The following is an 11,550-nucleotide window of genomic DNA, read 5'->3' as shown; positions in this document are numbered from 1 at the left end:
GGGGTCATTCCCCATATCCGTGTCAACAACTTTTAGCCGAGATAAATAAGGCTAGCAATTGCTTGCATGTAGATAGCGTTAAGCCCGAAAATCGGGCGTTTTTTGTCCCGGAACGATACAAAAAACATGCCGAAATGGCACGCCCAGGAGACCGGTCGCATTATTTTGTGACGTCAGAGCGACCAGAGGCGCTGCGCATTGGCGAAAAGCAACTTCGAGCGCTCTGCGTCGCTGCTACCTGAGAGCATCGCATGGGTCGCCGCAACCCAGGTAGAGAGGCCGCCACCGAGCGTGCAGACCGGCCAATCGCTGCCCCAGACGACGCGGTCCCAGCCGAAGCTTGCGATCACATGTTCGAGATAGGGCTGCAGCATTTCTGCCGTCCATGTCTTCGCATCGGCATAGGCGACAACGCCGGAGACCTTGCAGACCACGTTCGGCCGCCGGGCAATCTCTGATATGCCGGCCTTCCATGGCTGGAAGGCGTCCGAGCGGATATCCGGCACGCCGCAATGGTCGAGCACGAACTGCACATCAGGCGCAAGATCGACGAGGGCGGTTACACGGCTCGCCTGATGCGGCAATGTGCAGAGGTCGAAAGTCAGGCCGCTGCCGCTCATGCGCCTGATGTTTTCGCGAAACAGGGCGCCTTCGGAGACATCATCTGGCACCACATGCAGCACGCGGCGGAATCCCTTGACGAAGGGATCGGCCTTTTGCCGCTCGAGATAGGCGGCAAAGCCTTCCTCTTCGGGCCGGCAGGAGACAATCGCGCCGGCAATCAGACTGCCTTGCTTTTTGGCGATGCCGGCGACGTGATCGGTCTCGGCCTGCGTCGCGGCGGGATCGACGTCGACCTCCATATGCAGCACCGTGGTGATGCCGCAGCGCCGGGCCTCAGTCGCATAGGTTTCGTAGAGGAAATCATGATCGAGAGCGGGCGCGCCTGAGAGCCAGGGATAGGGCAGGGCCGATCGATCGATGATGTGCAGATGGGTGTCGATGAACACGCTCTTCTCCTCCCAGAGTGGTTTGGCGGCAAACCTATTCCTGGTGAATGGATTGTTCAAATAGAAATTCTTAGGCCTCAGGCCGGGTGGACGACATCGGCGCCGGCAAGCAGCGAAAGCTGGGCGGCGGTCTTCTGCACCAGCGTGATCGCCTGCGTGATATCGGGAGCGGACGGCGCATTGACGAGCGCGATAAAGGGGCAGGTGAGGGCGGCGATGCAGCGGCGGTCCGGTCCAAGAACGGGAGCGGAAAGATTGTAGACGCCTGATGTCTGGGCGCTCGCCATCATCTCGTAGCCGCGCTCGCGGATCTGGTGGAGACGATCGTAGAATTCGGGGCCGAGTTCGATGTCTGAGCGGCTGCGCACATGTTCCGAGATCATCATCTCCCGCTCCTCCTCGCTGCGGAAGGCAAGCAGCACATGGCCCGAACCGGTGTCGAAGAGGCTGATATGGGCGCCGATGCGGATCGAGAATCCCCAATAGTCCGGCGCCTCCTGTTGGGCGATGACAACAGCCGCGCCACGATCGAAGACCGCAAGATGATTGGCCTGGCGCGTGCGCTGGGCGAGATCGCGCATCAGCGGCGTAGCATAGGAGGCGAGCCGGCGCACCGGCGCGTGCAGTTGCGCAAGACCGAAGAGCTTCAGCGTCAGCGAATAGCGGTCGCCATCCAGCCGGGTGACGTAACCGCGGCGCACCAGCCGGTCGAGCATGCGGTAGAATTCGTTGGGGCTGCGGTCGAGCCGTTTGGCGATTTCGGCCTGGGTGAGGCCGCTGTCGACGCCGGCGAGCAATTCCAGGATATCGAGGCCCTTGTCGAGGGCAGGAGCGCGGTAGCGGTCGGACTCGTCGGTCTCCATTCCTTCCTCCTGTGAATATCACTCTGCATATACGCAGAACTGCGGCCGGAAAAGGAAAACTTCGCACTTGACCCTTGGCCAATCGTCTGTTTGTCTATAAACAGACAAATCACCACTGAAAAAGTCGATCCAAACGAACGACTGAGCTATCGAAGGCGCCCGAACGGCAGGATCATAAGCAAGCCGGGACAGGGAGGAAGGCCGTGCAGCGCAAGGGAATGGTCATCGGCCCTGCCGCCGGCGGAGATCGCCGAAAAAGCAGCCAATCGGCTGAATCCGCCGCTGATCTGCCTGTGCAACAGCGCCAACTCCTCCATTTAACGCAGAAAGCCGCGCACCTCCGGAAGCGGACCGGCGCGCTGCATCACGCCGAGCTTTGCCAAGACATCAACCGTACTCCATCGTCCAGCGTAGACAATTCCAGAAAAGGCCCGCGACATGACAAACAGACTTTCCGGCAAGACCGTTCTCATCACCGCCGCCGGTCAGGGCATCGGCCGGGCGACGGCGGCAGCCTTTGCCGCGATCGGCGCCAGGGTTCACGCGACGGATATCAACACCGAGGCGCTGGCGACGCTTGCCGCTGAAACCGGCGTTTTCACCCATCAGTTGAACGTGCTCGAAGAGGATGCGGTCAAGGCCCTTGTCGCCGAGATCGGGGCTGTTGACGTGCTGTTCAACTGCGCCGGCTTCGTCCATGCCGGCTCGATCCTCGAGATGAAGGATTCCGATCTCGAATTCGCCTTCGACCTCAACGTCAAGGCGATGATCCGCACCATCCGCGCCGTGCTGCCCGGCATGATCGAGCGCAAGGACGGAGCGATCATCAACATGGCCTCCGTCGCCTCCAGCATCAAGGGCGTGCCGAACCGCTTCGCCTACGGCGTCACCAAGGCGGCCGTGATCGGGCTCACCAAAGCCGTTGCCGCCGATTATGTCGGTCAGGGCATCCGCTGCAACGCCATCTGCCCCGGCACGGTGGAAAGCCCGTCGCTGCAGGACCGCATGCGCGCGCAGGGCGATTACGACGCCGCGCGCGCCGCTTTCATCGCCCGCCAGCCGATGGGCCGGCTCGGCTCGCCGGAAGAGATCGCCGATCTCGCCGTCTATCTCGCCGGCGCGACCTACACGTCGGGCCAGGCGATCGCCATCGACGGCGGCTGGACGATCTGATTTCAGCTGATGCGGCCGGCCCGGCAGTCTTGCCGGCCGGCCCGGCCACTGCAATCGGCTCTATATAATCGGCGCATATAAACGGGAGGAACAACCATGACCCGCATCACCGACCTTCGTGTCTTCGATCTCCGCTTCCCCACGTCGCAAAGCCTTGATGGATCCGATGCGATGAATCCCGATCCGGATTATTCGGCGGCCTACGTCATTCTCGATACGGATGCGCCTGATCTTGCCGGCCACGGCCTGACCTTCACCATCGGCCGCGGTAACGACATTTGCTGCATGGCGATCGAAGCGATGCGCCACCTCGTCGTCGGCGCCGACCTCACCGAGGTTCTCGCCCATCCCGGCACCTTCTGGCGGCACCTGACCAGCGACAGCCAGTTGCGCTGGATCGGCCCGGAAAAGGGCGCCATTCATCTGGCGACCGGTGCGGTCGTCAATGCCGTCTGGGATCTGCTGGCCAAACAGGCCGGCAAGCCTGTCTGGCGGCTCGTCGCCGAGATGTCGGCGGAGGAGATCGCCGATATCGTCGATTACCGCTACCTCACCGATGTGCTGACGCGTGCCGAGGCGGTCGAGATCCTGAAGCGCGCCGAGGCGGGCAAGGCGGAACGCATCGCCATCCTCGAAAAGGAGGGCTACGCCTGCTACACAACCTCGGCCGGCTGGCTCGGCTACGGCGACGAAAAGCTGCGCCGCCTCTGCCAGGAGGCGATCGATGCCGGCTTCAACCATATCAAGATGAAGGTCGGCCGCGACCTGGAAGACGATATCCGCCGCCTTAGGATTGCCCGCGAGGTGATCGGACCCGATCGTTACCTGATGATCGACGCCAACCAGGTGTGGGATGTCGGTCAGGCGATCGACTGGGTCAAGGCGCTCTCCTTCGCCAAGCCCTTCTTCATCGAAGAACCGACAAGCCCCGATGATGTCGCCGGCCACCGCAAGATCCGCCAGGCGATCGCTCCGGTGAAGGTTGCGACCGGCGAGATGTGCCAGAACCGCATCATGTTTAAGCAGTTCATCGCCGAGGGCGCGATCGACATCGTGCAGATCGATTCCTGCCGCATGGGTGGGCTGAACGAGGTGCTGGCCGTACTGCTGATCGCCGCCAAGTTCGACCTGCCGGTCTGGCCGCATGCCGGCGGCGTCGGGCTCTGCGAATATGTGCAGCATCTGTCGATGATCGATTATGTCGCGGTGTCGGGCACCAAGGACGGCCGCGTCATCGAATATGTGGATCATCTGCACGAACACTTCCTCGACCCCTGCCGGATTGAGAACGCCGCCTACATGCCGCCCACCCTGCCGGGTTTCTCGATCGAGATGAAATCGGCCTCGATCAGCAACTATACGTTTCGAGGCTAAGGAAACTTCGCCGGCCGCATGTTCAATTCTTGATTTCGACAGTCTTTCTTGTCGACGATGGGCTTCCAATCTGACGGGACTGCTCCAATTGACTTGGAGGCGGCGAAGCTTGCTTTTTAAAGCGCCGAGGAATATTTTCGTAGTGTGAATGCGGAGGGGGCCCAGCACCAGCAGGCCAGCAAATTTTATTGAACTTAAACAATAGAATGTTTGCGATCGAGCCATGCCCAAGTTTCACCACGTCAAGAGACTGTGCGCTTATCTGCTGATCGTCGCGGCAATGCTGCTGTCGGTCGGCACCGCATCTGCCGCCATTACTGAAGAGAGCGGACGCCGCGTCGCTCTCGTCATCGGCAACTCGGTCTACAAGACGCTGCCCTCGCTTCCAAATCCCGCCAATGGCGCGGTGAAGATCGACAAGTCCTTCTACCTACAGACGAAGGCCGTCACCCGTGCCGAGATGGCGGAATAAACACCGCCAACTCAGATCCCTCCGCAGCCCAGGCCTATGCCGACAATCCGCAGCAACCGGCCGACGACGTGCCACTTGCCGTGGCGCAGAACTATACGGCCTGGCTGTCGAAACAGCTGAACGCCCCGGTCCACCTGCCGTCGGCGACGGAATGGATGGCAGTGCGGCGAAGATCACACCGGAGAGAGACTGCGCGACAATGGCGATATCATCCTGCAATGGAGCGCCACCCCTGCGAAGCCGGCGGCAATGTCGCCTTCATGGCGCAGGAGGGCTCGACCTTCGTCGTCTGCTCGGATGCTTCGGCCGGCGGCATCTTCCGCGTCACCGCCGAATTGCGGTGAGCGCGGCGAAACGTGGGACCGAAAAGGGAAGCGTGCGCCGCTGACACCGGGGCGGGCAATCGGTTGCGAACCCGGAACGCGTCCATCAGTGCACCATTTCGACGGAGCGCAGGGCGCTCCGACATAAGGTTCCAGAGTGCCCTTTCTTCTTCATTCGACAGCTCGCGCTCAAGCCGCATACCTCTACACTTTTCAATTCCAAATTTCAGAATACGCGCGTATATTGAGCTGGGGACTGCAGTATCCGTGCCTTGAGGGGTCGAGGACAATGTGCTGGAATACATCATCAGCATTCACGCCGGTTGGATTTGCTTTGCGAGGCCCGGCATCTCGCAAGATCGTATGGACGCTGGGCGACGCGGCGCGTCTCCTGATCAACGACTGGCCTTGCGATGACGGCGAGGAATATGTGGCTGCCGTCAAAGCCTGCGTCGACGCATTGAGCGGGAAGATTGCCCCGGAACAATTCCGGGAAGCGCTTCTGCGTGCGGCCGATGAGGCGGGTATCGCTACTCTATCGCTCGTCCCGCAGGGAGTTCGAGAGCGACGGCCCGACCTTCCCCCGATGATGCGAACATAGGCCTTATATCAAGGGTCTACCCGCTTTTCGACGTCACGTTTGCGCCGGCAGCGGACATCGTGGCGTCGCAAACTTTTTCTATTTCTCCGTCGATTTGATCACGACCGCCAGGGATATTGTCAATGGGATGGGAAGCAATGGGGCAATGGGGTGAAGGTGCGGTCCGCATCGAACCACTTGCCGGTGGAGTCGCCAACGACGTGTGGAGCGTTCGCATCCACGGGCAGATCGCGGTCGGTCGTTTCGGCTCCAGGACCGACGCTGATCTCGCATGGGAAACCGAACTGCTCCAACATCTCGACCGTGAAGGGATGAACGTTCCAGTGCCGATCCCCACGACTGACGGCCGGCTGTTCGCGAACGGTCTGGTGGTCATGAAGTACATGGAGGGCGGACCGCCCGAGACGGAGTCCGACTGGCGTCGCGCGGCCGAAACGCTCCGCGAACTGCATCGGTTGACGCAGGGCTGGCCGCAGCGCCCAGGTTGGCGATCGTCGAGCGACCTCCTGCACGCCGAAACCGGAACGAGGATCAACCTTGCCGCGATGCCGCCGGAGGGCGTTGTTCGATGTCGAGCAGCATGGGCGCGGCTAATCGGACGCCAGACATGCGTTGTCCACGGCAACCCCAGCAACCCCGGCAACGTCCGCATGACCGCGGATCGGGTCGCGTTGATCGATTGGGACGAGGCACATGTCGACGTCCCCGACCTTGACCTGGTGCTGCCCGGCAACGCTGCCGACCTCGACGACGGCACGCATGACATCGCCGCGCAAGCATCAGCTGCATGGGAAGCCGCCGTCTGCTGGCGGGACGAGTATGCAGTCAAGCGGCTTGCCGAAGTTCGCCCGGTCTGAACGGTTCCGGCGGATCGACGTTTTCCCAAAGCTGTAGGAGAATATAATGCGGGATGATGAATCCAATCATCTAAGCGGCATTCAGCCCCTTTTTTTGTGAATCGTCTGTCCGCAATACAGGGACCGGCACTACCGGCGCCAAATGGGGTCAGCTTGTTACGTACAATTTGAAGTCGTTCAGGGGTCTACGATTGGACGCTGTTTAAGAATCGCCACTTGTGAAGGAGTAGGAGGAAGGTTGGGCCCTCCGCATCGGAACTCTCCTTCAACGACGAGATGTTGAGAGTCAGGACATTTTGACCAAACCGCAGGATATGGAAAGGCGCAGCCGCCAAGCACGGACGTCACAGGTCCGATCACGCATGTACCTGCGACGAAATAGGCAACCCGCCCCAAACCTAGCATTTTGCCCTTTCCTCGTTCCCATCAGGTTACCTGAGGCAATAAAGCTAAAAATGACGGGTTTCTAGTCAAAAACTACACTCAGCGAGCCCCCAGAGTACCCCCTCGGTAAAGGCTTCAACGGATGCTTACAAAGTAAGCGTCCGGTTAACTGGTTTTCCAAGTGCATGATGGCGTTTCCTGAGGCTGTAATGCTACGATAACAGCTCCGGCGTGAAGAGGTTGAGCTTGTGGTGCGTGCGATTGTTTTGCTTTTGATCGGGACTCTGGCAACGCCGAGTTACGGCCAGAGTCCGGCGGAGCTTGGACCGAATACAAACGAGCATCCTTTCCAGTGTGGAGCGGCCTTTGCGATCATGGCTAAGGTCTATCAGGAAGCCGGAGATGCCAACAAAGCCGGAGATTACCAAACAAAATTCGATAAGCTAGCTGTCCAGGCGGAAGGCATTTTCGAACAATCTCATCGACCTAAAAGCGATGCACAAGCCTACATGCAGAAGCATGTAGATTCCTTGGCCGCTATCGCTGAGAAAGACGCCGCGCTCGTAATCAATTTTGCCCGACGTTGCGACCAGCGCTTTCCCGGTTAGATGCGGTGTTCCATGGCAATTCACCGATTCTGTTGATGGGATGATCGGCGATGCGGGCAAGGATGTCCCGCAGAGAGGCCTCTGGATCGAGACCATTGAGCTTTGCGGTTTCGATCAGTGACAGGATGGCGGCGGCCCGTTCTCCGCCTTTTTCTGATCCGGCGAACAGCCAATTCTTGCGTCCGAGCGCAATGGGTCGGATGGCCCTTTCAGCGGCATTGTTGTCGATCTCGATACTGCCGTCATMAATGAAACGACAAAGCGATGCCCAACGGGAAAGCGCGTAGCGGATTGCCTCAGCTGTCCCGGATTTGTGTGGCAAGCGTTTGAGGTTATCGTCCAGCCACAATCGCAGAGCTTCGACCCTGGGCTTGCTATTTTCCTGTCGTGCAGCTTTCCGTAAGTGCGGCGGAGCACCCCGAATGGTCTTTTCGATGTCGTAGAGTTCGCCCGCCCCGGTCAAAGTGGGAGCCGCATACCGGCCCCCCGCGATACAGCATCGTTTCACGATCCGGGTGATGCGTATCGAGAGGCTGGTTCTCATTTTCGGCGGCTACCGACCAAAGCGCGTGGCCAGTAATTTTTCCCCATTCGATCAAGCATTTCGCTTGATTGCCAAACGACACACTCGGCGTCGCGGAGACCAGGGCTCGGTGACGCAACTGCAAAAGGGTGAACATTATGGACAGACGTTTCTATGTTGGCGTGTCGGCCGCGCTCTTTGCGGCCTTTGCCTTTTCGCTCAACTTCGTCGTGCCCTTCATCATCGGTGACTATTCCACCTTTGATTTTGCCCTCATCCGTCACGTCGTCTCGGCACTCGTCGGGCTTTACATTCTGTTTTCCGAGAAGGGTGTCATGCGCCACCTCACGCTTCGAAACTGCCTGCAAGCCATCTGGCTCGCCTTCGTCGGCTATGTCGGCTACTTCCTGACAGTGACGGGAGCGGCCCTCTTTGCCGGCCCAGTCATCGCTCCGGCCTTTCTCGGGCTGGTACCAATCGTATTGATGGTCATTGGCAATCAGCGTCAGGCATCATTGYCATGGCGATCCCTCATGGTGCCTCTGGCGCTGGTGCTGGTCGGCCTTGGTCTCGTCAATGGCACGGCATTCACGGCCGAAGGACTGGACTCTGTGCAATCATTGTGGATTGGCGTGCCGCTGGCGCTTGCTGCCGTGGGCCTTTGGGTCTGGTTCGCGCTTTCCAATCAGGCAGCACTCGCCGCACGGCCGGACATGCCCTCCGGCGTGTGGTCGGCGCTGATACTGGTTGGCGGCGGCGTCTTGATGCTGGCCTTCTATCCCATCGGTGCCGCGATGGACCTCTTCCGGCTTCCTACATTGGGATTCGGCTGGAGCRCTGCCGGCAACCTCTATGTCTGGGGCACAACTCTCGCGCTGCTGGCCACCGTGGGCGGCGTCTGGGCCTGGAATATTGCCTCACGCAGCCTGCCGGTTGCCTTGGCCGCGCAATTGATCGTCTCAGAGACTGCCTTCGGTGTGATCGGCGGACTTGTTGTGCATGCGCGCTGGCCAACTCCGATCGCAGTCGCCGGGGTTGTTGTCCTGATCGCCGGCGTCGTTCTGTCGGTTCGGATTTTCTATGATCGCCAATTTGCATCTGGAAAGACGGTGCTTGCGAACGAGTGACCCGCTGAATACTGGGCCAAAATAAGATCCGCTTTTACGCAAACGTGCCGCCTCGCCAGTCCAATGCGTTGTCCGCTTTCAAGCCGCCGCTTGGCTGGGCTCTACGACTGACATGAGGGCGCAAAGCAGCCTTATCCTTCGACGACGAAAAAGTTCGCTTAGGTCAACCGGCCGCCCTTCACATTCAGCACGGGAGCCGCCTGCCGGCTCCCTGTCCAATACCATGGCGGCGGCGTCCCGCAGCTCGAGCGTTCGACGCTGCGGGTCGCCTCTCAGGCTTCAGATTTCAGCTTGCCACCGACCGCCCAGGAATCCTTGGCGATCTCCGTTATCAGGATTTCCAGCGATTCCGGCGGGCACGCCAGGGTTTCGACGGCGGCCTTGGTCGCTTCGCGCGCGAAGGCGCGCTTCTGATCGTCGGTGCGGCCGGGATGCATCTGCAGGTGAAGAATGGGCATGGTGTCTCCTTGGTCAGGTTGGTGATGTCCGTCGTCTTGGCGCGGGCATCACGACCATGTTGTAAATTCCTTGGTTGATAAATAAGCTCCCGGTATCGTCATTCGAAACCAAGAGGTAGGCAATTATGGACAAGCTGGCCGGCATGGCGATGTTCGTCAGGGTCATCGACAATGGCAGTTTCGCGGCCGCCGCGGAGATCGCGCAAGTGTCCCCTGCCATGGTTGCCAAGCACATCAAGACGATTGAGACCCGGCTCGGGGCGAAGCTGATCCATCGCACCACGCGACGCCATCAGCTCACAGAGGTTGGCCAGCTCTATTACGAGCGCTGCAAGCGCGCCCTTTCCGAAGTGGCGCTGGCCGAGGCTGCGGCRAGCGAGCTGCAATCGGCGCCGCGCGGCCGGCTTCGCGTGGTTGCGCCGGTCAGCTTCGGGACGCAAGTCCTGGTGCCGGCGCTGGTCGATTACCAGAACGCCTATCCCGACGTCAGCATCGAGCTATCGCTCGACAACAACGTCCATGATCTCGTCGGCGAGGGGTTCGAGCTCGGTATCCACATCGGTCCGCTCTCGGACAGCAGCCTCGTCGCCCGCCCGCTCACGCCCTACCGGCGGATTCTCGCTGCCTCGCCGGACTATCTTGCCCGCCATGGTCGGCCGGCCACGCCTGAGGCTCTGACGAACCATCTCTGCCTCGGCCACTCCTACTGGCGCATGCGGGATCGCTGGCACCTGGTCGGACCGAGGGGCGAAATGCGCGATGTGTTGATTTCCGGAAAATTCTCGACCAACCAGGGGGCAGCACTTCGCATGGCAGCGCTCAGCGGCGCGGGAATTGCGCTTCAGCCGGAACTGCTGCTCGCCGCCGATATCGCCGAAGGACGGCTTGAGCAGGTGCTGCCGGAATGGTCCTACAAGCCTGTACCGATGTCCCTCATCTATGCGCCGAACCGTCGGCCGACAGCGATGTTGCGGACGGTGATCGATTTCCTGGTGGACCGGTTTGGCTGACAACGCTCGGTCGAGACCGATGTCGCTTGTAAGGTTTAGCCTTGGCAGAAACAGGGCATCACGCACACCAGCAGCTAAAATAAACTCGGCACAAAGCCGTCGGGAACTCATCAGGGGCGGCTATTTGCCACGCCCCTTTAAGGCCTATGGACGTCGAAGTTTCCGCATCTAGATGATGATCGGTTGTGGATAGCGTTTGATCAACTGCCTGTCTCCCAGCGGAGCAACTCAATGCAAATCACAAAGCTTGCTTTCGGACTTTTGCTCATCGCCATCGTGCAGCTTAATCCTGCGGCTCACGCTGACGAGTTGGTGCGATTTGACAGCGCAGTCACAAAGCCAAGTCCATTCCTGGAACGCAAGGCCAGGGAACAAGGTGTCAGTCTCCCGCAGGCCCAAACCACGCACTTGCTGGGATATCTGAGCCGACCAGAGGGAGATGGTCCCTTTCCGGCCGTCGTTATCATGCACGGTTGCGGAGGTATTCGGCCGAACACCAAGACCTACTGGCCGCAGCGGTTGACCTCATGGGGATATGTCGTGCTGGTGGTCGACAGCTTCACGACCCGCAACATCGATAACACCTGCGAGCGCTATTTTCCCGATCGGGTATTCGATGCCTACGGGGCTCTCGATTTCCTATCGACATACACCTTCGTTGATGCCCGACGTGTAGGGCTGATGGGCTTCTCGGCTGGTGGAATCGCAACACTGGAAGCCACGAAAGCCGAGGGCAACGAGCAGTTCATGGATCGAAAGTTCAAGGC

General features: G+C 60.0%; 11 protein-coding genes and 3 pseudogenes. 10 read left to right on the top strand and 4 right to left on the bottom strand.

Annotated elements, in window-relative coordinates; translation table 11 throughout:
- Positions 1 to 173 precede the first annotated feature (173 nt).
- Positions 174 to 1,010, bottom strand: a complete 837-nt coding sequence (locus AC1D1Z_RS28860; protein WP_477852350.1) for an amidohydrolase family protein — start codon at positions 1,008 to 1,010, stop codon at positions 174 to 176.
- Positions 1,011 to 1,087: 77 nt separating this feature from the next.
- Entirely contained in the window at positions 1,088 to 1,873 is a 786-nt protein-coding gene (locus AC1D1Z_RS28855) for an IclR family transcriptional regulator (protein ID WP_018246195.1), read from the bottom strand.
- A gap of 438 nt (positions 1,874 to 2,311) precedes the next feature.
- On the opposite strand from AC1D1Z_RS28855, the gene AC1D1Z_RS28850 reads away from it, so the two are divergent.
- From AC1D1Z_RS28850 to AC1D1Z_RS28820, 7 genes and pseudogenes are all read left to right on the top strand, one after another.
- Positions 2,312 to 3,046, top strand: a complete 735-nt coding sequence (locus AC1D1Z_RS28850; protein ID WP_018246192.1) for an SDR family oxidoreductase — start codon at positions 2,312 to 2,314, stop codon at positions 3,044 to 3,046.
- A 96-nt stretch (positions 3,047 to 3,142) separates the two neighbouring features.
- Entirely contained in the window at positions 3,143 to 4,420 is a 1,278-nt protein-coding gene (locus tag AC1D1Z_RS28845) for an L-fuconate dehydratase (protein ID WP_446998472.1), read from the top strand.
- 223 nt (positions 4,421 to 4,643) lie between these two features.
- Positions 4,644 to 4,835: pseudogene (locus AC1D1Z_RS28840) on the top strand (hypothetical protein); the annotation flags it as partial.
- Positions 4,812 to 5,236: pseudogene (locus AC1D1Z_RS28835) on the top strand (protein kinase domain-containing protein); the annotation flags it as partial. The pseudogenes AC1D1Z_RS28840 and AC1D1Z_RS28835, both read left to right, overlap by 24 nt.
- Before the next feature lie 268 nt (positions 5,237 to 5,504).
- Positions 5,505 to 5,816, top strand: a complete 312-nt coding sequence (locus AC1D1Z_RS28830) for a DUF982 domain-containing protein (protein WP_028732734.1) — start codon at positions 5,505 to 5,507, stop codon at positions 5,814 to 5,816.
- Between the two features lie 122 nt (positions 5,817 to 5,938).
- Complete coding sequence (locus tag AC1D1Z_RS28825; protein ID WP_477852346.1) at positions 5,939 to 6,673, top strand: phosphotransferase enzyme family protein; 735 nt, start codon at positions 5,939 to 5,941, stop codon at positions 6,671 to 6,673.
- A 632-nt stretch (positions 6,674 to 7,305) separates the two neighbouring features.
- On the top strand, positions 7,306 to 7,665 hold the full coding sequence (locus AC1D1Z_RS28820) for a hypothetical protein (protein ID WP_130759304.1): 360 nt from the start codon (positions 7,306 to 7,308) through the stop codon (positions 7,663 to 7,665).
- Here the strand turns inward: AC1D1Z_RS28820 and AC1D1Z_RS28815 are convergent.
- Positions 7,625 to 8,140, bottom strand: a pseudogene (locus AC1D1Z_RS28815) (IS66 family transposase); the annotation flags it as partial. The gene AC1D1Z_RS28820 and the pseudogene AC1D1Z_RS28815 sit on opposite strands and share 41 nt — an antisense overlap.
- 206 nt (positions 8,141 to 8,346) lie before the next feature.
- Here AC1D1Z_RS28815 and AC1D1Z_RS28810 point away from each other — a divergent pair.
- Complete coding sequence (locus AC1D1Z_RS28810; protein WP_477852343.1) at positions 8,347 to 9,315, top strand: EamA/RhaT family transporter; 969 nt, start codon at positions 8,347 to 8,349, stop codon at positions 9,313 to 9,315.
- Positions 9,316 to 9,587: 272 nt separating this feature from the next.
- Here the strand turns inward: AC1D1Z_RS28810 and AC1D1Z_RS28805 are convergent, their stop codons facing one another.
- A complete protein-coding gene (locus AC1D1Z_RS28805) occupies positions 9,588 to 9,773 on the bottom strand; it encodes a 4-oxalocrotonate tautomerase (protein ID WP_003553363.1) in 186 nt (61 codons plus the stop codon).
- A gap of 125 nt (positions 9,774 to 9,898) precedes the next feature.
- On the opposite strand from AC1D1Z_RS28805, the gene AC1D1Z_RS28800 reads away from it, so the two are divergent.
- Together AC1D1Z_RS28800 and AC1D1Z_RS28795 are read left to right on the top strand one after the other, a co-directional pair.
- A complete protein-coding gene (locus AC1D1Z_RS28800) occupies positions 9,899 to 10,783 on the top strand; it encodes a LysR family transcriptional regulator (RefSeq protein ID WP_334546219.1) in 885 nt (294 codons plus the stop codon).
- Between the two features lie 231 nt (positions 10,784 to 11,014).
- On the top strand, positions 11,015 to 11,550 hold a 536-nt coding region (locus AC1D1Z_RS28795), incomplete at its 3' end, for a dienelactone hydrolase family protein (RefSeq protein WP_477852340.1).

This window comes from Rhizobium sp. P1_E1 (assembly GCF_056406015.1).
This window is presented reverse-complemented; position numbering and strand designations above follow the sequence as displayed.

Coding starts and splice junctions, on each gene's coding strand:
- AC1D1Z_RS28845 (WP_446998472.1), top strand. CDS start 3,143: ATGACCCGCATCACCGACCTTCGTGTCTTCGATCTCCGCTTCCCCACG.
- AC1D1Z_RS28805 (WP_003553363.1), bottom strand. CDS start 9,773: ATGCCCATTCTTCACCTGCAGATGCATCCCGGCCGCACCGACGATCAG.
- AC1D1Z_RS28850 (WP_018246192.1), top strand. CDS start 2,312: ATGACAAACAGACTTTCCGGCAAGACCGTTCTCATCACCGCCGCCGGT.
- AC1D1Z_RS28830 (WP_028732734.1), top strand. CDS start 5,505: ATGTGCTGGAATACATCATCAGCATTCACGCCGGTTGGATTTGCTTTG.
- AC1D1Z_RS28825 (WP_477852346.1), top strand. CDS start 5,939: ATGGGATGGGAAGCAATGGGGCAATGGGGTGAAGGTGCGGTCCGCATC.
- AC1D1Z_RS28855 (WP_018246195.1), bottom strand. CDS start 1,873: ATGGAGACCGACGAGTCCGACCGCTACCGCGCTCCTGCCCTCGACAAG.